Genomic DNA, 21244 nt, shown 5'->3' on the forward strand with positions numbered 1-21244 from the left:
GTCAATAAAGGTTGATTTTTCAGAAGAAATTGGAAAAGGGATATAGCTATAGAATGAGTGTTTCTTTTATGTTAGACTATGGACTATGTTTTCTTTGTAAAGAAGCGGTTTATTGCACTTTTTTATATGTGAAATTGATTTCATAAAAGGTGAAATTATAGAAGGAGAAAGAGATGAAATTGTTACAGAAAAAAGAAATTTTACTTGTTAGTCTTATGTTATTCTCGATGTTCTTTGGAGCGGGGAATCTTATATTTCCACCTTTCCTTGGGTATGAAGCAGGGGAACATGTGTGGATTTCATTAGTAGGGTTTATTATATCAGCAACAGGTCTTCCGATATTGGGAGTTATTGCGATTGCAAAAGCAGGAAGTTTTCAAACGCTAGCGGGTAGAGTTCATTCTTCATTCGCCATTATTTTTCCATGTATCGTGTATGTATTTATTGGACCAGGCCTTGGCATTCCGCGTGCAGGAAGTCTCGCTTTTGAGATGGGACCGGGTCAGTTATTCCCGGAAGCAGGTAGCGTAATCTTATTATGTTACACAGTTATTTTCTTTAGTATTGTGTACTGGTTAAGTTTATCCCCGTCTAAATTAATGGGGTTGTTCGGAAAAGTTTTAACACCGTTATTATTAGGTATGATTGCTCTTATCTTTATAAAAAGCATGTTTACATCAGTAGGTAGTGTGAAAGAGGCTGCTGGAAATTATGGACAAGCGCCTATGTTCCAAGGGTTTTTAGATGGATATTTAACGATGGATGCATTAGCAGCTTTAATTTTTGGGATTGTGATTGCAAATGCTCTTCGTGCAAAAGGTATTGAAGATGATAAAGGTTTAGCGAAATATATGAGTATTGCTGGAATTGGTGCAGGACTATTATTATCTATTATTTATGTCATACTTGGATATGTCGGTTCAATGAGTGGGTCATTGGGGATATTTGATAATGGCGCGCAAGTGTTAGCACAAGTGATGACTACATTATTTGGACAAGGCGGAGTCGTTTTATTAGGACTTATTTTTACGATTGCGTGCTTATGTGTTTCAATCGGACTTGTTACATCTTGTAGTCAATTTTTCGCAAGTGCATTTCCAAAAGTAGCGTATAAAGTGTGGGCATTTATCTTAAGTTTTGTTAGTATGATTTTAGCTAATTTAGGATTAACACAAATTTTAAAAGTATCAGTACCAATTCTTGGATTTATTTATCCAGTTGCATTGACGCTTATTATTTTAGGGCTATTCCATAAGTATATTGGAAAGTATGTATGCATATATCCAGTTACAATTGTGATTGTAGCAGTATTTAGTGCAATCGATATTTTCAATAAAAATGTGATGATGAATCAGTGGACATTAGTATTGAAATACATTCCGTTTTATATAGAAGGTGTTGGGTGGATCATTCCAGCTATTATAGGTGCTTGTATTGGTGTTATCGTGAGTAGTGTTTTAAATAAGAAGAAATGAGTAAAAAGGTGTTTTCCTATTTCGGAAAACACCTTTCTTTTTTTGGGAAAAATAGTATTGAAAATGAATAGACTAAGAGTATGATAAAGATAATTGGTAATATATAGGTTTCGAACGGATGATGAGGGGGGAGCGCATGAAGGAGGATTTAAATAAGAAAATAGAAGCACTCGAAACGGCAATTGAAACGATGCAAGAAGCACTTTTTGAATTGAAAGCAAAACAAAGAGAAATAGAAGTAGAAAATGCTCAGCAACATGTTAGTAAGGAAAAGAAAGAATATATTGAAACGGTGATGGAGGAAAAACAAAAAGTAGAAGTAGCTACAATAAAAGAGCCTGTGCAAGAACGTGAGGTAAAACAAGTGGATATATCTGCTTTTAAGCCGGAACCATTTAATATTATTAAGTTTTGCCAAACGTGGTTACCACGCATATTTGTCGGTATTATGTTGCTTGGAGTAATTTGGTTATTTAAAGCAGGGGTAGATGCAGGATTATTAACACCAGCAATACGAATTGTGTTTGGTATTGTCCTATCAATCGGTTTTTATTATATAGGGGATATTCAAATTAAACGCGAGCGGCAAGCATTAGGGTTAGTACTAGCAGGAGGAAGTATTACGGGTATAGTTTTAACGACATTTGCGGCACATTATTTATATGGATTTATTCCAGCGAGTGTTGCGTTTGTATGTAATATTGCATGGGTCATTTTAGGTATTTATATAGCGAAGAGGTATCAATCGGAATATCTTACTATATTCGTAGCGGTAGGAGCTTTCTTCGTGCCGTTCTTATTAAATAGTACAACTCCTAATCCGTATGTTTTCTTTGGATATGAGATGATACTAACGCTCAGCTTATTATGGTATGCGTTGAAAAATCGTTATCAGTATTTATATATGATTTCTTATGTTGTTGCTGCTATTGTTCTTTTTGTCTTCTTTGCTGTTATGTCAATGTTAGTAGAGGATTTGCAAGTCCAGTTAACAGTAGTTTATGGTTTAATTCACTTACTATTATTTTGGCATATGTTTACGGAGAGAAGTTTTATAGTAGAGCCACGCTTGGCGATATTTAGTGCGAATGCAGTCTTCTTTATATTAGCCATTTCAAAAATACCTGAATTTACAACATGGGGATTAATGATAAGTGCACTCGTGCACGCTATTATGTTTGTGTTTGAATATAGGAAGAATAGACATTCTACATTTACAAATCTTTTATTTGGTTTCGCAATGGGAGCATTTAGTTTAGCGATTTTATATGAGTATAGTTTAGTGAATGCAGCGATTGTACTATTATTACAAGGTTTCCTTGGTATGTTTACTTCTATTAAAGGAAAACAACAGATAAAATTGTATGTTAGTGCGACGGTTTACGCAATTGGAATGATACAGACTATTTTTAGCCCGTTTGATCAATTTATTTCGGCAGGCTTTGTTGCCCATCTTATTTTAATTGGAACGCTCTATTATTGCATGAAACAAGCAAAAGAAGTATTAGCAAGCTTTGGCAAGTATGTGTATTCTATAGCACTCTATTGGTTTATGGTGATTGTATTTATTACAATTACTAGAATCGGTGAAGTTTTGTCCACAGATGGAAGCATAATAAGCATATCTGTATCGTTATTATGGATGGTATATGCATTATTTGCAGTTTGGTTTGGACGGAATAAAAATATGAATGAAATATTGTATGCAGGCTTAGTCGTGTTAGTCGTAACGATAGGAAAGCTATTTCTTCTAGACTTACCAGAAGTTTCAATGATGATTAGGGCAGTGTTATTTTTAATAGTAGGTAGTATAGGTATCGTTATTTCAAGAATGTTTTTCTCAAAAGAAGAGAAGTGAGAAGAAGGCAATCCATATCTGGATTGCCTTTTTCATTATTTCTTATTAATCGTTACAGCTTCATTATATTTCGCTGTTGTATTTTGGCGTAAACGAAGTGTTGCTTGTCCAGTCGTATTTGGATCGATTTGTACGTTCACAATTTTTTCAGCAGAACCTAAGCTATTTGTTGTGAAAGAAAATGCACTACTATATCCGAAAGTAGATGGCCAAGTGCCGTTTGTATTTTGAACTTTTGCTACTTGTGTACCGCCAGTAGTGAATATACCTAAAGAGTAATTAGTGTATGTTGTATTTGGTAATAAGTTATTTACTTGAATTTTGATTTGGAACACTTCATTGTTTGGTAGAGTGCTAGGGTGTGTAACTACGTAGTCATTTGCTGTTACTGCACCGTTATAGCCATATGAACCAGGTTTAAAAGTATTTGTATTAAACCATTGATAACCTGCATTTGGCGCACTCCAAGGTTCAGGTTGTGGCTCAGTTGATAAGCTTGGTTGTTCAAATGTTTGTAAAGTGGTAGGTAAATCAAGTTGTAAACCATTTACTTGATCTAAACTTGTAAATGTTTCTTTATTCGATAGCCAATTTACGATATTTTCTAGTAAGATAGCATCGTTTTCTTCTTTATATCCATCGTAAGTTTTCTTTGTTTGACCAGAGTCTTCACGAACGTATTTTGGCGTAGCATCTTCAACAGGAGAAGAGTCTCCAATAAAGGCAGCTTTTCCAAGTCCTACTTTTGCGATCGCAGCATAAGGACCTTCTGCAACACCACCGCCGTTATATACACCGCTATCGACAGCGTTATTCCATTTTGACGGATTCTCTGGAAGATAAACAATTCCTTTTGCTAGTTTTGGATTTGTAATTGCTAAAGTAGAACCAGCATGCATTGCTACAGATGAAACCCCTTCTGTAATTCCGAATGATTGTTCAGGTGATACAATATTTTTAGCGGAAACATCACCGATTGCATTATAGCGGAAGCGAATACCGAAGTTGTCAGATAGCCAATCAGAGCTTTCTACTCCTTGCATAGCTTGTGAATTGGCTTCTTCGTTAGACATTCCTTTTGCTGGATTATCCCAAGCACCGCGTCTATATCCGTTAAATACTTCAGAAGAGTCCCAACGATTTTTATTACGATCTGCATTATAATGATCGGCAATGAAGAAGATACTACCGCCATTTTTCACGTATTGTAACATAGCATCTTGTTCAGATTTTTTGTAAGGAATATTTGCTTCTGGAACGATAAACACATTGTAGTCTTTTAAATCTTCGTATGTAATCGGTGTTGATTTACGTAGTTCTTTTACATGATAGCCGTTTTGGGCAATGCCGTTTCCGAAATCAGAAAAGCCACCATCAATAACCCAGTCAGCAGTCCCGGCAGTTTGACCGTGTGTATTATCGAATAATACTTTTTTCCCATTGTTTTGATTTACAACTTTTGCAGCAATTTCAGGAGCTGGGTCTACAGAGCTTTCTGCATAAGTAGACGGTATGAACGAAGTCCCTATACTTAGTGTAATTGCTGTTGCTAAAGAAAATGTAATCCATTTTTTATTCTTCATAGAAGAATCCCCCTAATAATAAATATATGTGCTTTAATAATGTAATTTATTTTTCTGTAAAAATAAAGACGGAAAACATAAAAAATATTAAAAATTTGTAAAAATACAGTGAAATTTGTTGAGAAATATTTATAGAGATTTAAAAATATCCCTTCCAAGTAATAAGGAAGGGATGTTTTGCTTAACTAATTTTTGAATTAGGTGTTTCATCAATTTTATGAAAACCTTTCATGTAATACACGACAGCTAAACCGATAAGCCAAATTGGTCCAACAATTAATGCAATCCTTGTATCTTCTGAATACGCCATTATACATAATACGAGTGCAAGGAAAGCAAGTGAGAAATATGAACTTAATGGGTATAAAGGCATTTTATACGATAACTTTTGTTTGTTTTGCGTCGGCAAACTTTTACGGAACTTAATTTGAGCGACTAATATAATACCCCAAGTCCAAATTGCCCCGAAAGTTGAAATACTAGTGAGCCATGTAAATACTTTTGCAGGCACAAGATAGTTTAATATAACACCAACGAGTAAAACGATTGCTGTTGCTACAATTCCTTGACTTGGAATGCCATTTTTATTTAAACGACCGAATCTTTCAGGAGCTTTTTTCTGCTGAGCTAATGTATACAGCATGCGGCCTGTACTAAATAAACCACCATTACAAGAAGAAAGAGCTGCTGTTAATACGACAAAGTTAATAATTCCTGCTGCTTTTGCGATACCGATTTGCTGGAATGTTAATACAAATGGACTTCCTTTCTCACCAAGTTCGTTCCATGGATAAATTGCCATCATAACGAATAGAGCCCCAACGTAGAACAGTAATATTCTCCAAAATACGTTATCGATTGCTTTTGCGAGTGTTTTTTTCGGGTTTTGCGCTTCACCCGCTGTAACGCCGATTAATTCAACGCCTAAATAAGCGAATAGCACCATTTGCATGGAGAGGAGTAACCCAGAAAAACCATTTGGGAACCAGCCACCATGTGACCAAAGGTTTGAAATGCCAGTAGCGATACCACCGTTTCCGAAGCCAAATAAAATAATACCAGCCCCAACTACTATCATACAGATAATTGTGACAATTTTAATGAGAGCAAACCAAAATTCAAGTTCTCCAAATACTTTTACAGATAAAAAGTTGAAAGCACTCATTAATAATAGAGCGAGTAAAGCCCAAGTCCAGCGCGGAATATCTGGGAACCAGTACTGCATGTAAATGCCAGCAGCCGTAATTTCAGCCATGCAAGTAACAACCCATAAGAACCAGTAGTTCCAACCAGTAATATAGCCAGCTAGTGGTCCAAGATAATCATATGCATATTTACTAAAAGAGCCAGCAACAGGTTGTTCAATTGCCATTTCTCCGAGTGCTCGCATAATGAAAAAAATAACGAGTCCAGCAATCATATAGCCTAGTAAAATAGAAGGGCCAGCTAGTTTAATAGCAGAAGCAGATCCTAAAAATAGTCCAACGCCAATAGCTGAACCGAGTGACATTAAAGTAATATGTCGTTCTTTTAAACCGCGGTTTAAAGTTCCAGATTTGTTTGTGTGCTGCATAAGAAGAATCCCCCTTGTAGAGTGAACGATATTTGAATGCGTTTACTAAATATTTAACTATTTCAAATTATAAAACATTTCTATCTGTTATGCTACAAAAATAATCATTATTAACTGTACTACATCTGTGCTTGTCAGACTTAAACTTAAAATTCGAACTATTAGCGAATATATTGACTCTTCTTTTTATTGATTGTTAAGATTAAGTATTATATTTTCTCACATACTAGTAAGAAAAGAATGTGTGATAATAATTTAGATGTAGGAAGGGTACATAACCATGTTTCAATTACAAAAATATAACACTTCTGTGAAGCAAGAGCTTTTAGCTGGCATCACAACTTTTTTTACATTTGCGTATATTCTTGTCATCAATCCGAAAATATTATCTGATGCAGGTGTACCATTTGATCAAGCTTTTACGGCAACGATTATTGCGACTGTTGTAGGGACGCTATGTATGGCGTTTTTAGCTAACTATCCAATTGTTATTGCTCCAGCTATGGGAATGAATGCGTATTTTGCTTATTCTGTTGTTCAACAGGCAGAGGGGATTACATATGTCATTGCGTTTTCAGCAGTATTTGTAACAGGTATCATTTTTCTTTTATTATCTTTCACTTCATTTAGGCAAAAGCTTATTGTCGCAATTCCTGATAGTTTAAAACATGCAATTGCAGGTGGAATTGGGTTATTTATTGCTTTCATTGGATTACGTCTATCTGGAATTATCGTTGATCATCCATCTAACTTAGTTACGATTGGTGATTTCCATTCTCCAGCCGTTATTTTAACTTTAGTTGGTTTGATTTTAGCGGCGGTATTAATGGCATTGCGTGTGAGCGGTGCATTATTTATTAGTATGATTGTGACAGGAATTATCGCCTTCTTTACAGGGCAGCTGAAGTTTACGGATAAAATTGTTGCGATGCCTCATTTACCAGAGGGGATTATCGTTTCAAATCCAATCAACGCCTTTTCAGATGTAATTGAATACGGATTATATGGCGTTGTATTTTCATTTTTACTTGTACTGTTATTTGATACAACAGGAGCATTACTCGGTTTAATTAAACAAGCAGGTTTAATTACAGATAATACAGAGAAACGTTTTGGTAAAGCATTTATTGCGGATGCAATTGGCGGTACTACAGGCTCTATCTTTGGGACAAGCCCAACAGCAGCGACGATTGAATCGTCAGCTGGTATTGCTGCAGGTGGTAAAACGGGATTAACAGGTATTGTAGTAGTCGGCCTAACGATTATAACGGCATTCTTTAGCCCTGTTATTGCTTCTTTATCAAGCGTAGCCGCTATTACAGCTCCTTCATTAATTATTGTAGGTAGTTTAATGGCACAAAGTATTCGTGATATTAATTGGAATGAATTTGAAGATGCATTACCAGCATTTTTAATTTTCGTTGGTATTCCGTTAACGTCTAGTATTGCGAATGGAATTGCAATTGGATTTTTAGTGTATCCAGTCTTAAAAATTGTGAAAGGGAAAGGGATGGAAGTACATCCATTACTATACTTATTTACAATTTTATTTGGATGTCATTTATTCTTATAATATAGGAGAGGGGGCTTCTTATGAGGGGCTCCTTTTTTGTGTATAATAAAGTGAAACTATAAGTAGTTACGAAAAATATAAATTACATAATGGAATATATATGTTACAATAAGGTGGAGGTGGAACATGGATGGCTGTAAGTAAAATAAAAGTCGCGCGTGTTCAGTTAGATTTAACACAGCAACAATTAGCAGAAAAAGTAGGCGTTACAAGGCAAACGATTAGTTTAATTGAGAAGGGGAAATACAACCCATCTTTAGATTTATGTTTGAAAATTTGTTATGCAGTAGATAAAACTTTGAATGATTTATTTTGGGAGGAAAAGGAGTGAGGGGATGAGAATCGTGAAAGATGAACGCTTAATGATTGAGGGGCTAAAACATATTAGACTCGTTTTCATCTTACAAAATATTGTCATACTAGGTATTGTTTTTTATCGCTACGTTTTGCAAGATGCAGGATATGAAAGTGTTTCGGATTTATTAATGGTATTTATGGTCGGGATAGTAGTTATTAATTTTTTAAACTTGAAAAATTCAGTGGAAGTGTATGAGCATACGGGCGGAGTATCACGCAGTTATCTTATGAAGCTATTATTCATTCCTGTAGGTATTGTTATTGGTATTTTAGCTATTTGTATCGTTGTAACACCAGATATTTCGATAAAGGAAATCAGTTTGACAGGACTTATTATGTTAGCTTGTTTTTTAGTTCCTAGTCTGTTTATATACATATATATGAAAAAGATAAAAAGTGAAGATTGAAATATAAGAAAAGCTTTCCCGTATTGTGGAAAGCTTTTCTTATATTCTTTTATATAGTACTTTATGAAGACCAATTGGTTCAATTTCAAAGATTTCACCATGTTCTTGGAAGCCTAAGCGCTTGTAATAGTCAGACACAGTAATTCGGCCATTACACCATAATATATTTGCTTGACGCTCTTGTAAGATTTGTTCTGCTTTCTGAATTAAGGAGCTTCCAGCGTGGTTGTTTCGAAATTCAGGTAATGTGGCCATTCCTCGTAGACGATAATGAATACCTGTAGGTAGGTCAGGATATATTTCTTTTGAGAAGGAAGCGATACTAATTAGTTTATCATTTATAAATGCCCCTAGGTGAAAGCTGTCTGTTTCATAGTCGGAAGGATATTTACAATCTGCTAATGTTTGACTCGGGCGCAAAATTTTTTGACGTAATACGTAAGTTTCAGATCCGTCAATATTTTTCACGGTAATCATATTAACATCCTTTCTTATAACGCTTTTTCTGTTAATTGTATAAAGAAATAGGCAGGTGCGGCGAAAAGTCCGAGTATGCTAGCGGTTCCGAGAAGGAGTGAAAGTAAGAGGCAAGAGTACTTTATTCCATTCGACTTTTTCCATCCGTAACTACAAATTTCAATACTAACACCGATGAGAATAATGGCACCTAGTATTTCGGCTAATAATAAAAGAGCTAAAGTTACAATAGACATAATGTGATCCATCCTCATAATATGTGATAGTAACATTTTACCATATGAAATGGAAAAAAATGCCCCTCAATTATGTGAGGGGCATTTTTTTATTCTAATATGTTTTTTAGTGTATCGATATGTTCTTTTGAGCCTGTTACAAGTAATGTATCACCGTGTTGTAGTCTTGTATCACCATGTGGGATTAATGCTTTATTTCCACGATAAATTTGAATGACTAGTACATCACCTAAAAATGGAAGGCGACGAAGTGCAACACCGTTATATTTATTGCTACGTAGTTCAACCTCACGGACTGTTTCGTTTGCTGTTGTAATTAAGCGAACGAGACTCGGTTTATCAATTAGCGCACGTAATAGAATACGTGTAGAGTTAATTGTTGAGAAGACAGCGATATGTTCTTGTGTTGCTTTTTCTTGTAGAAGTGGATCTTCTACACTTGCAATAACATGTTCAACACCTAGTTCTTTTGCGTGTTCTGCTAATAATAAGTTTTGCTCATCATCACTTGTTGCAACAACAACTCGGTCTGCATGAAAGGCTGTTTGTTCAGTTAACGATGCAATTGTGATGTCATCTAATTTCACGATAGGGAAGTCATGTGATTTCGCTTCCTGATCATTTATTTTGTTTTGACGCATCATATATAGTGTTACGTCATAATCTTCTCGTTTTAAATCAAGTGATAACGGAAGGGTAATTCTGCTCGCACCAATAATAGAAACTTTTGGTTTTGGTGTTTCCACTTTTGGGAACATCTTTTTAAATAATATAGGCGCAAAAATACAAGTAATAACTGCGCTTAAAATAAGGGAAGCAGATAAACTTGGACTGATGATCCCTAACTTTTCACCAATTTGTGCAGCTGCAATAACTAAAGAAAGTGTCGATGTTAATAAGATGGCACTCCCCAGTACGATATTACGTGGATACCATTTTCGTAAAACGAGTGATGGTAACAGTTTTGAGATAAAGAGTCCTACAATTAGAATTGGAATCATGAGCATACTAGAAGGCTCTTTAAAAATAGACCAAACCTCTAAATTTACACCAACCATTACGAAGAAAATAGGAATGAAGAAACCGTATCCGATAGAATCCAGTTTTTCAACCATATCTTCATTTGGTGATAATAATGATACGAGTACACCTGCTAAGAAGGCACCTAAAATATTTTCAGCTCCAACGGATTCAGATAACCCAACTAATATTAAGATGAGTGCAAAAACAGCTCGTGTATCAATTTGTACACTTCCAGCTTTTAAGCTATCCAAGTATGGAATGTTTTTAAAACGTTTTGCAACGAAGTAAATAACAATACCAGCGCCGAATAGAAGAAGAAGGAGCCACATGCTTTGGCCGCTCTCGGAATTTAATCCGACGAATACAGCGAGTAAAATCATTGTAACTAAATCCGCAATAACAGCGACTAATAAAATGATTTGCCCAATTGCTGTTTTTCCTAAGTTATTCTCTTTTAATGTTGGTACGACAACACCTAAAGAGATTGTTGAAATGATTAAAGTCATAAACATTGCATTATCTACAAATCCTAGCCATACGAATAGTAGTGATAGGGCATAAGATAAGATGAAAATAAAGAAGAAGATAATGCTTGCTGCTTGGAATGTGTTTGGTTCGTTTGTCGTGTTCTTTTTCCCTTTTTGTTTAAAGATAGAAAAATCAATTTCTAAACCGCTTAAAAACATAAGAAAGATAAATCCTAGTGTCGATAAGACTTGAAGCCACATATCTGGCTCAATAATATTAAACCCACTTTTACCTACAAAGATTCCTGCGATGATTTCTGCAACAACGACAGGAAGTGCTTTTAATTTAAAGCGTTGTAACAAAAGGGGAACGAAAAACGCGATTGCAACGACAACCATAAGTGATAGAACAGAAGTGTGATGTTCCATTGCGTTCTCTCCCTTCAAATAAATATAGTACCTATTTAGCCATATAATAGGTAGAAAAGCAACGCATATGGATTCGATTTCATAAAGAAAGAGTTTTCTTAACATTTGTCATAATAAGTATATTTTTCATGATTCTGTTGTTAATTCCGTAATGTGGATGTAATAGGGGAGGGAATAAAAAAAGACTGCTGAGCAATCTCAGCAGTCTTTTCCATGTACATTACATTGAGAAGAAGATCCATACAGTTAAACCAACTGTTGCAGTTGCAACGAAGAAACTGTAGATCATAGTAAGAATTTGAACTCTTCCTTCTCCTTCTTTTAAATGCATGAACATAATTAATTGTAACAACGCTTGCGCAACAGCCATTATGATAATGGTAGTTAAGATCGTTGATAGTGGCAGGGTTGTGTAAAGTGCCACGTATAAAGCTAGAAACGTTAGTGCAAGCGATAAAATAAATCCGAAAACGTGTGACCAAGGGAATCCGCTATGCGCATGCCCGTTTGCTTGGTTGTTATTTTGACCCATTTACGCCACCATCCCGTTCAAGTAAACTAGTGTGTAAATAAAGACCCAAACTAGATCAAGGAAATGCCAGTATAAGCTGATAATGAATACTTTACGAGCTGTAACTGGTGTTAAACCTCGTTTTAAAATTTGGATAATAACACAAATTGCCCAAATGATACCGCCTGTTACGTGGGCTCCGTGTGTTCCAAGAAGAACGAAGAATCCAGATAGGAAAGCACTTGTTTGAATTGTTGCGCCTTCACCAATATACATAATGAACTCTTCAATTTCGAAGAATAGGAAGCCTGCACCTAAAAGTAATGTAAGGACGAACCATCCAAGCATTGCTTTTTGGTTGTGCTTACGCATTTCGTGAATCACGATACCACATGTGAAACTACTTGTTAAAAGTAGTAATGTTTGAATTAAAAGCGTTTTAAGTTCAAACAGTTGTGCTGGTGTTGGACCATCTGCCGTACGACCAGCAAGTACTAGATAAGAGGCGAAAAGTGTTGCGAACAGCATAATTTCAGCCCCAAGAAAAATCCAGAATCCTAGGATATTCAATCTGCTTTGTTCGGATTGATATTCCAAGGGTAAGCTTTTATCTAAAGCCGCCATATCATTTCACCTCTCATGCTACATGTTCTGATTTTTTAATTTCATCAACACTAATATAGTAACCTTCATCGTAATCGAATGAACGATAGATTAAGCAAGCTAAAATACCAATGCCGCCGATTGCTGCAAGCCAGAACCAGCTAAATACTAATGCGAAACCTGCAAGACCGAAGAATCCAGACGCAATAATAGGCACGCCAGAGTTACTTGGCATGTGAATTGGTTTAATATCTTCTGCTGCTGGTGTAACTGTTTCTCCGCGTTTCTTCATGTACCAGAAAGCATCAGCTTCTTTGATTTCAGGAAGTTTTGCGAAGTTGTAATGTTGTACAGGAGATTGAGTTGCCCATTCAAGTGTACGGCCATCCCATGGATCTCCAGTTGTGTCACGTTCTCCGTGACGAGCACTCCAAATTACGTTGTAACAAAGAAGTACGAAACCAATACCCATCATTACTGCACCGACAGATGCGATTTGGTTTAGCCATCCCCATCCAAGGCTTTCAGAGTAAGTGTACATACGACGAGTCATACCGTCTAAACCTAAGAAGTACATTGGGAAGAAACAGATGTTGAATCCGCTCATAAAGATCCAGAATGTCCATTTACCTAGGCGTTCATTTAACATATGACCAGTCATTTTTGGATACCAGAATGTGAATCCAGCAAGCATAGCGAATACTGTACCTGCGATTAATACGTAGTGGAAGTGAGCGATTAGGAAGTAGCTGTTATGGTACTGATAATCAGCTGCTGCCATACCAAGCATAACCCCTGTAACCCCACCGACTACGAAGTTTGGAATAAATGCCAATGACCAAAGCATTGGAACTGTAAAACGAATACGTCCTTTATACAGTGTAAACAACCAGTTAAAGATCTTAACCCCGGTTGGAATCGAAATCGCCATTGTCGAAATCGAGAAGAATGAGTTAACCGCTGGACCTGCACCCATCGTGAAGAAGTGGTGAAGCCATACGACGAAACTTAGTAAAGAAATTGCAACCATTGAGTATACCATCGCACTGTAACCGAATAGACGCTTACGTGAGAATGTACTAATGATTTCAGAGAAAATACCGAATGCCGGTAAAATAACGATATATACTTCAGGGTGACCCCATACCCAGAATAGGTTGGCCCATAACATTGGCATACCGCCGCTCGCCATCGTAAAGAAGTGAGCATCGAATAGACGGTCAAATGTCATTAATGCAAGAGCAACTGTTAATACTGGGAAAGCGAAAATAATGATAATTGTTGTAATTAAGATTGACCAAGTAAACATTGGCATTCTCATTAAAGTCATACCAGGTGTACGCATTTTTAAGATAGTAACAAGGAAGTTAATACCTGTCATTAACGTACCGAGACCTGAAATCTGTAATGCAATTGCGTAGTAGTTATTTCCTACACCAGAAGTAAACTCTGTACCTGCCATTGGGAAGTAAGAAGTCCACCCAGCGTCTGGAGAACCACCAATTACGAAAGCGATGTTGAATAACATTGCTCCGACAAAGAATAACCAGAAACTTAAAGCATTTAAGAACGGATATGCAACGTCACGAGCACCAATTTGTAATGGTACTACAAGGTTCATTAATCCCATAACGAATGGCATCGCCATGAAAAGAATCATAACTGTACCGTGTGTTGTGAAGATTCCGTTATAGTGTTCAGCGTTTAAATAAGTTGTTTCTGGGAATGTTAACTGTGCACGGATCATTAAACCGTCCATACCACCACGGAATAACATAATAACCGCAGAGATAATATACATGGCCCCAATTTTTTTATGGTCAACAGTTGTTAACCATTCGTCCCAAAGCCATTTCCATTTTTTATACTTTGTTAGTACGAAAATGATTGCTAATGTCACAAGAACGATAGAAGCGTCTGCACCGTAAATAATCGGGTCACCTGTGACAAAAAATTCATCAAGCTTCACTTTGTTCACTCCAATCTGTTGGAATTATAGCTATTATTTTTTGTTTTTGTAGTAGTTGTAATCACAATATTCAAGTGATTTTGGATCTACATAACTTAAGTGATGGCTAGAGAATGTCATACGACCAACTACACCAGGTTTAACAATTTCGTTGTACTTATCTTCTGTTAGTTTAGGAGCAGTTTGTTGTACTTCTTTAACCCACTTGTCATATTTCTCTTTAGTTTTTGCTTCAACTTCGAACTCCATGTGAGTAAATCCTTCACCAGAGAAGTTCGCGCTACGCCCTAGGTAAGAACCTGGCTTATCAGCTTGTAAATAAAGGTCCATAATCATGCCATCCATTGTGTACTTCATACCACCAAGTTCTGGTACCCAGAAAGCATTCATTGGGCCGACAGAAGTCAGTTTGAATTGAATTGGTACACCAGCTGGGATGTTTAAATAGTTAACGGTTTCAATTTTTTCCTCTGGGTAACTGAATAACCATTTCCAGTTTGCAGATGTAACATAAATCTCCACTGGTTTAATATGTTTGGACTCTTTCGGAACCTCTTCCGAAGCATAAGTTGCTTTTACTGTTGGAATCGATAATGCGATAACGATAATAACAGGAACAAGCGTCCAAATGATTTCTAATAATGTGTTACCGTGTTGTTCAGGTGGCTCATAGTCCATATTCTCTGGTTTTTCACGATAACGAATCAAGATGACTGTAAACAAGATGAATACAATTGCGATAATTAATGACATAAGCAAGAATGACCAAACAATTAAATCATACTGTGCTTTTGCAACAGGTCCTTGCGGATTTAATACTGCGAGTTTTTTATCACAGCCACCGAGGAACAGAAGTAATGATAACGGAAGAAGCGAAGCCAACTTCCAAAACGCTTTCTTTAGTTGCACGATTGAAAATCTCCTTTCTCCTTGGATTGAAACTATGCCAATAAAACAATATAAACCTATTAATTTATAGAAGGCAATAGTTTTTGAGATATTGTTAAAAAATAGACACAAATGCACACTTTTTAAGGTGAATATCATTTGTAACTTGATTACATTGTAAACTATTTTCCAGAGAAAAATGCGATTGTGAAAATTTTAAGATAAATAAAGTTATACCAGGATACCCAAGAAATAGAAAAAAGCTATCTTATGATAAGAAAGATAGCTGAATATTTTGTATATTTAGTTTACTTCTTTTTTTAGACTTATTTGTTGTTCAAATGTGACAATTTTTTTATATTTCACTTGATATAAAATGTAACAAATAACCATAAATGGAATACCGCAATAAAGAGCGATTCTCTGATCTGGAATGAAAGCTAAACTTACAAATGTAATGAAATTGAGTGAGAATGCTACGATTGGAACGAGCGGATAAAGTGGTGTGCGATATTTTAAATCATTGATGTCACCACCGTTTTTCACGAAGTTTCTACGGAAGAAAAACTGTGAAGCCGCAATTGACATCCAAACGACAACGGCAGCCATTGCTGCGATAGATGTTAAAACTAAAAAGACAGTATCTGCTGCAAATATACTTGTTAATAGGGATAGACTTGCAAAGATTAGACTGAAAATCAATGCGTTTAATGGTACACCTTTTTTCGTTAGCTTCGTAAATGCTGGACTTGCCATTCCTTGTTTTGCCATTGCCCAAAGCATACGTGAATTTGCGTATAGACCAGAATTGGCTACGGATAATACAGCTGTAATAATAACAAAGTTCATAATGTCTGCTGCATATGGAATACCAGCTACATCAAATACAAGTACAAATGGACTTTCGACTAGATTAGCCTCTTGCCACGGGAGTAAACCTACAACAACTGATATGGCTAGGACGAAGAAGAATAGCGTTCGCCAAATGGTATTTTTGATTGCTTTTGGAATTGTTTTTTCAGGATTCTCACTTTCTCCTGAAGCGATTCCGATTAATTCTGTTCCTTGGAAAGAATAATTCACTGTAATCATCGTAAGAAGAACAGCCAATGCACCATTCGGAAATAATCCGCCATTTTCAGTGAAATTGTGAAGCATTGGAGCTGGTTTTCCGTTAAAGTCTAGTAGACCGAACATAACTGCACCACCGAGTACGATGAAAATAACGATGGTTGCGACTTTTACACTAGCGAACCAAAATTCTGCTTCTGCATATGCTTTTGCTGATAGAGCGTTTACAAGAAAGAGTGCTGCTGCAAATGTAACACACCAAATCCACGAAGAAACATCTGGAAACCAGCGTTTCATTAAAATACTTACAGTTGTTAACTCTACTCCAACTGTAACAGCCCAATTTAACCAATACATCCAACCGACAACAAAACCAAAACCAGGTGAAATAAATTTGCTTGCATAGCTTTGGAATGAACCTGCTTCTGGCATAGCAACAGATAATTCACCAAGACATAACATCGTTAAATACATAACAAATCCACCGACTAAAAATGCAAGAATAGCACCACCAGGGCCGGCGTTATGGACGATTTGACCAGATCCCATAAATAGGCCAGTTCCGATAACACCACCAAGTGCAATCATAAATAGGTGTCTACTTTTCATTGTACGTTTTAAATCTGTTTGTTCTACTTGTTGATTCATATGCCCCTCACCCCGTTATTTTTTATATGTGTTAACTGGTTTTCATTCTGAGTCTTTAATCATTAGTGGGGGATATGACACATACTCGGTTTATTTACTATGAAATGAATGGAGTATGTAAAAAACGAACTATGACTAAATACCCTAAGAATGTTTTTATTAACAAGGTGATATCTTCACTATGTTAATTATTTCGATTTTAGCAAAAAAATTCAGAAAAGTATATTGTTTTTTCTTTTTATTAAAAATAATTAGAATTTTATAACGATGTAGTTGTGAACAATAATTCACAGAATCTTTCTAGCAAACTAGTAAGAAGAAAGGTACAATGGTAAGAGGTATGTCTGTAAAATAATAATTAATGGAGTTTTGTTTAAAATGAAAAAGTTAAAATATCTTTTTGTTTTTGGAATTATATTTGCTGCAGCGTTTTTTATAGGGAAAGATAAGATTATACAAAAGGCACAAGTGCTACGCTTAGATTTTCTATCTGAAATGAAAGAAGCGGCTATGATTGAAAATGTTCCGTTTATAAAGCAGTTACCAGAATTACCTCGTGGATGTGAAGTGACAAGCTTAGCTATGTTGCTACAATATAAAGGTGTACAAGTAGATAAGATGCAACTTGCTAGTGAAATTCATCGAGTTCCATTTGAACAAAATGGTTTGCGCGGAAATCCTTATGAGGGGTTTGTTGGAAATATTTATACGAAAGCTGAACCAGGATATGGTGTATACAATAAACCAATCTTTAATTTAGCAGAAAAATATGTTTCTGAAAAAGTAATTAATTTAACAGATAGAGACGTGAAAGATCTATATAAAGTAATTAGTTCTGGTTCTCCAGTATGGGTTATTATTAATACAACGTTTCAGCCGCTAGCTGAAAGTAGTTTTGAAACATGGAATACAAGTTCTGGTGAAGTGAAAATTACATATTTTGAGCATAGTGTAGTAGTAGTTGGATACGATCAAAACTTTGTATATGTAAATGATCCACTAAAAAATAATCCACGTTTCGCTGTTCCACGAGCAGAGTTTGAGAAAGCGTGGGAGCAAATGGGGAAACAAGCAATTACTATTTTATAATAATGAAAAAGCCATCTTTTGATGGCTTTTTATTTTTAAGTAACCATGACAGAAAATTCAGAATATTCTTTTAAAAGTTAACAATTCACGTTATAATAACATTTAACTTGGTGAAGAAGGGGAGAAGAGAAATGGATGTTGCAAAAGAACTTGTTTTGTCAAAGGATCAGTTGGTTGAGTGGAGAAGGCATTTTCATAAGTATCCAGAGTTATCTTTTCAAGAAGAGAAAACATCGCAGTTTGTATTCGATATACTTCGGGAAATTCCATGTTTAGAAGTATCAAGACCTACTAAATATAGTGTAATGGCAAGGTTGATTGGAAAGCAGCCTGGTAAAATAGTTGCGGTTCGAGCTGACATGGATGCTCTTCCTATTCATGAAGAAAATGAGTTTGACTTTATTTCTACATATCCGGGTGTAATGCATGCATGTGGCCATGATGGACATATAGCGATATTACTTGGAGTTGTACATAAGTTAGTAGAAGCAAGAGAGAAGATTAAAGGGGAGATTCGTTTTCTATTCCAACATGCTGAAGAAAATTTTCCTGGTGGTGCAGAGGAAATGGTTGCAGCGGGTGTAATGGAAGGGGTCGATTATATTATTGGTGCTCACCTTTGGGCATCGTTAGAGGTTGGAAAAGTAGGTGTAATTTATGGTCCCGCAATGGCTGCTCCAGATGTTTTTAAAATTATAATAGAAGGAAAAGGTGGCCATGCTGGAATCCCTCATGAAACAGTTGATAGTATTTCAATCGGTACACAAGTGGTTTCGCAACTTCAGCAAATTGTATCTCGGCTCACGAATCCGTTAGATTCTCTTGTAGTATCTGTTACGCAATTTCACGCTGGGACAACTCATAATGTGATTCCAGAGCAAGCGGAGATTGAAGGGACAGTGCGGAGTTTAAGACATGAGTTGCGAGAAGAAACAGAGAAAAGAATTGAACAGATTGTAAAGCATGTGACGGAAGCTTACGGAGCGAAATATACGTTTTCGTATGAATATGGATATCGTCCAGTCGTAAATGATTATGAAGTTACAGAGATTATTGAGCAAACAGCATTACAGCTTTATGGAAGGGAACGAGTTACTCGTTTACAGCCGACGATGGCTGGAGAAGATTTTTCAGCGTTTTTACAAAAAGCACCAGGTACATTCTTTTTTATCGGTGCAGGAAATAAAGAGAAAGGAATTATATATCCTCATCATCACCCTCGTTTTACGATTGATGAAGATGCATTACCGATTGGTGTGCAAGTCTTTGTATCATCGATTATGAATTTCATAAGTAAAGGAGAATGAGATGAAGAAAATACACGTATTAGCGCTTATTCCAGTTTTTTGTTTAGTTGTTGGACCCGTATTTGCTAATTCAGTTACTCCTTACATATTAGGGATGCCATTTTTATTATTTTGGGTATTATTATCAGTGCTTATTACATCTTTTTGTATGGGGATTGTGTACGTATTTGATCCTGCTAATAAGGGGGATGTAAAATGACCGCATTACTTATCATTATTTTATTTTTGTTTCTCGCACTATTTTTAGGAATTCGGGCACAACACGGAAAAGATATGAATTTAGAGCAATGGTCAGTTGGAGGAAGAGGCTTTGGTACTATTTTTGTTTTTCTTCTTATGGCAGGTGAAATTTATACGACATTCACATTTTTAGGCGGGAGTGGATGGGCGTATAGTAAAGGAGCACCTACTTTTTATATTTTAGGTTATGGTGCGTTAGCTTATATTTTATCTTATTTTTTATTACCACCAGTTTGGAAGTATGCAAAAGAGCATAATCTAGTTTCACAGCCAGATTTTTTTGTGAAGAAATATAAGAGTCAGGCACTTGGCCTTATCGTTTCTATCATTGGGGTTATTTCGATTATCCCATACCTTGTTTTACAGTTAAAAGGATTAGGAATTATCGTTTCGGAAGCGTCTTATGGAAGGGTATCGCCAGTTATAGCAGTGTGGATTGGCGCAATTGTTATAACGATATATGTAATGGTTTCAGGTATACACGGCTCTGCTTGGACGGCCGCTTTGAAGGATATTATGATCCTATTTATCGTTATGTTTTTAGGTATATATTTACCGCACCATTATTACGGAGGATTTCAGCCGATGTTTGAAGCCGTAGAGGCAGCAAAACCAGGATTTTTATCTTTACCTGATGAAGGAATGAGCATTTCTTGGTTTGTTTCTACTATTGTATTAACAGCTCTCGGTTTCTATATGTGGCCCCATACATTCGCCTCTGCTTTCTCTGCAAAAAATGAAAAAGTATTTCGTAAAAATGCGGCCATTATGCCACTGTATTCTTTAGTTTTACTTTTCGTGTTCTTTGCAGGGTTTGCAGCTATCTTACAAGTTCCTGGATTAAAGGGAGGGGATGTAGACCTTTCGTTATTCCGTCTGGCTCTTCAAACTTTTGATCCTTGGTTTATTGGGATTATTGGTAGTGCCGGAGTTTTAACGGCATTAGTTCCAGGTTCTATGCTTGTCATGGCTGCTTCTACATTATTAGCGAAAAATATTTACCGAACAATGGTCCCATCTGCTTCGGATCGACAGGTGGCAAAAACAGCGAAATTATTTGTTCCTGTAGTAACGCTTGTAGCTGTTTTGTTTACTTTTAAAGGTGGAGAAACGATAGGAGCACTTCTTTTAATGGGATATAGTATAGTGACACAGCTTTTCCCTGCACTTGTATGTAGTCTGTTTCCACGTCAGGTTATTACGAAGCAAGGAGCGATTGCAGGGATGGGGATTGGGTTGTTAGTGGTTGCGTATATTACTTTATCGGGTTCAACTATAGCTACGATGTTTCCGAATTTCCCTCAATATATAAAAGATTTAAATGTAGGTATAGTCGCGTTGTTAATGAATATAATGGTGATGTTTATCGTTAGCGGGTTCACGAAAAATGTGTCTATAAAGACAGACAATATAATAGTAGAAAAGTAATTCTTATGCTAGAGCTATCTTTGAAAAGAGAT

Annotated in this window: 19 protein-coding genes; 9 read left to right on the forward strand and 10 right to left on the reverse strand. The window is 36.1% G+C overall.

Annotated features, from left to right (window positions below):
• Positions 1 to 173: 173 nt before the first annotated feature.
• Together brnQ1 and ACTFRN_RS17795 are read left to right on the forward strand one after the other, a co-directional pair.
• Positions 174 to 1475: a branched-chain amino acid transport system II carrier protein BrnQ1 gene (brnQ1, locus tag ACTFRN_RS17790; RefSeq protein ID WP_074615642.1), complete on the forward strand. Its 1302-nt coding sequence runs from the start codon at positions 174 to 176 to the stop codon at positions 1473 to 1475.
• 136 nt (positions 1476 to 1611) lie between these two features.
• The gene (locus ACTFRN_RS17795) at positions 1612 to 3333 is read left to right on the forward strand and encodes a DUF2339 domain-containing protein (protein WP_014893310.1); all 1722 of its coding nucleotides are present in this window, start codon (positions 1612 to 1614) and stop codon (positions 3331 to 3333) included.
• Positions 3334 to 3368: 35 nt separating this feature from the next.
• Here the strand turns inward: ACTFRN_RS17795 and ACTFRN_RS17800 are convergent, their stop codons facing one another.
• A complete protein-coding gene (locus ACTFRN_RS17800; protein ID WP_000791519.1) occupies positions 3369 to 4916 on the reverse strand; it encodes a DNA-binding protein in 1548 nt (515 codons plus the stop codon).
• 181 nt (positions 4917 to 5097) lie between these two features.
• On the reverse strand, positions 5098 to 6489 hold the full coding sequence (locus tag ACTFRN_RS17805) for an amino acid permease (RefSeq protein WP_001164906.1): 1392 nt from the start codon (positions 6487 to 6489) through the stop codon (positions 5098 to 5100).
• A 280-nt stretch (positions 6490 to 6769) separates the two neighbouring features.
• Between ACTFRN_RS17805 and ACTFRN_RS17810 the strand changes: the two genes are divergently transcribed.
• From ACTFRN_RS17810 to ACTFRN_RS17820, 3 genes are all read left to right on the forward strand, one after another.
• Positions 6770 to 8062, forward strand: coding sequence for an NCS2 family permease (locus tag ACTFRN_RS17810; protein ID WP_000487210.1), 1293 nt, complete (start codon positions 6770 to 6772; stop codon positions 8060 to 8062).
• A gap of 130 nt (positions 8063 to 8192) precedes the next feature.
• Positions 8193 to 8393 (forward strand): helix-turn-helix transcriptional regulator, encoded by a 201-nt coding sequence (locus tag ACTFRN_RS17815; RefSeq protein WP_000301182.1) that lies wholly within the window; start codon positions 8193 to 8195, stop codon positions 8391 to 8393.
• A gap of 4 nt (positions 8394 to 8397) precedes the next feature.
• Positions 8398 to 8826 carry a hypothetical protein gene (locus ACTFRN_RS17820; protein ID WP_014893309.1) on the forward strand — a complete coding sequence of 143 codons (429 nt, stop codon included), beginning with the start codon at positions 8398 to 8400 and terminating at the stop codon, positions 8824 to 8826.
• 39 nt (positions 8827 to 8865) lie between these two features.
• Here the strand turns inward: ACTFRN_RS17820 and ACTFRN_RS17825 are convergent, their stop codons facing one another.
• The 8 genes from ACTFRN_RS17825 to ACTFRN_RS17860 all read right to left on the reverse strand — a co-directional run bounded on the left by ACTFRN_RS17825 (position 8866) and on the right by ACTFRN_RS17860 (position 17148).
• Positions 8866 to 9303, reverse strand: coding sequence for a GNAT family N-acetyltransferase (locus tag ACTFRN_RS17825; protein ID WP_000633754.1), 438 nt, complete (start codon positions 9301 to 9303; stop codon positions 8866 to 8868).
• A 14-nt stretch (positions 9304 to 9317) separates the two neighbouring features.
• Positions 9318 to 9575: a DUF4022 family protein gene (locus tag ACTFRN_RS17830; RefSeq protein WP_011040011.1), complete on the reverse strand. Its 258-nt coding sequence runs from the start codon at positions 9573 to 9575 to the stop codon at positions 9318 to 9320.
• Positions 9576 to 9628: 53 nt separating this feature from the next.
• The gene (locus ACTFRN_RS17835) at positions 9629 to 11458 is read right to left on the reverse strand and encodes a monovalent cation:proton antiporter family protein (protein ID WP_000399976.1); all 1830 of its coding nucleotides are present in this window, start codon (positions 11456 to 11458) and stop codon (positions 9629 to 9631) included.
• Positions 11459 to 11678: 220 nt separating this feature from the next.
• Entirely contained in the window at positions 11679 to 11990 is a 312-nt protein-coding gene (gene qoxD / locus ACTFRN_RS17840) for a cytochrome aa3 quinol oxidase subunit IV (RefSeq protein WP_000531385.1), read from the reverse strand.
• Positions 11991 to 12593, reverse strand: a complete 603-nt coding sequence (gene qoxC, locus ACTFRN_RS17845) for a cytochrome aa3 quinol oxidase subunit III (protein ID WP_000729317.1) — start codon at positions 12591 to 12593, stop codon at positions 11991 to 11993.
• 13 nt (positions 12594 to 12606) lie between these two features.
• The gene (qoxB, locus tag ACTFRN_RS17850) at positions 12607 to 14541 is read right to left on the reverse strand and encodes a cytochrome aa3 quinol oxidase subunit I (RefSeq protein ID WP_000762378.1); all 1935 of its coding nucleotides are present in this window, start codon (positions 14539 to 14541) and stop codon (positions 12607 to 12609) included.
• Between the two features lie 33 nt (positions 14542 to 14574).
• Positions 14575 to 15450 (reverse strand): cytochrome aa3 quinol oxidase subunit II, encoded by an 876-nt coding sequence (locus ACTFRN_RS17855; protein WP_001176167.1) that lies wholly within the window; start codon positions 15448 to 15450, stop codon positions 14575 to 14577.
• A gap of 282 nt (positions 15451 to 15732) precedes the next feature.
• On the reverse strand, positions 15733 to 17148 hold the full coding sequence (locus tag ACTFRN_RS17860) for an amino acid permease (protein WP_001076070.1): 1416 nt from the start codon (positions 17146 to 17148) through the stop codon (positions 15733 to 15735).
• A gap of 378 nt (positions 17149 to 17526) precedes the next feature.
• On the opposite strand from ACTFRN_RS17860, the gene ACTFRN_RS17865 reads away from it, so the two are divergent.
• The 4 genes from ACTFRN_RS17865 (at position 17527) to ACTFRN_RS17880 (ending at position 21212) form a co-directional block, all read left to right on the forward strand.
• On the forward strand, positions 17527 to 18237 hold the full coding sequence (locus ACTFRN_RS17865; protein ID WP_000734471.1) for a C39 family peptidase: 711 nt from the start codon (positions 17527 to 17529) through the stop codon (positions 18235 to 18237).
• A 131-nt stretch (positions 18238 to 18368) separates the two neighbouring features.
• Complete coding sequence (locus tag ACTFRN_RS17870) at positions 18369 to 19544, forward strand: amidohydrolase (protein ID WP_049113833.1); 1176 nt, start codon at positions 18369 to 18371, stop codon at positions 19542 to 19544.
• 1 nt (position 19545) lies between these two features.
• Positions 19546 to 19743 carry a DUF3311 domain-containing protein gene (locus ACTFRN_RS17875; RefSeq protein WP_014893308.1) on the forward strand — a complete coding sequence of 66 codons (198 nt, stop codon included), beginning with the start codon at positions 19546 to 19548 and terminating at the stop codon, positions 19741 to 19743.
• Positions 19740 to 21212 carry a sodium:solute symporter family protein gene (locus tag ACTFRN_RS17880; RefSeq protein WP_000125907.1) on the forward strand — a complete coding sequence of 491 codons (1473 nt, stop codon included), beginning with the start codon at positions 19740 to 19742 and terminating at the stop codon, positions 21210 to 21212. Before ACTFRN_RS17875 ends, ACTFRN_RS17880 begins: the two co-directional genes overlap by 4 nt.
• Positions 21213 to 21244 lie beyond the last annotated feature (32 nt).

It is taken from the genome of Bacillus cereus group sp. MYBK245-2, from assembly GCF_051916145.1.
Classification (GTDB): Bacteria; Bacillota; Bacilli; order Bacillales; family Bacillaceae_G; genus Bacillus_A; species Bacillus_A pacificus.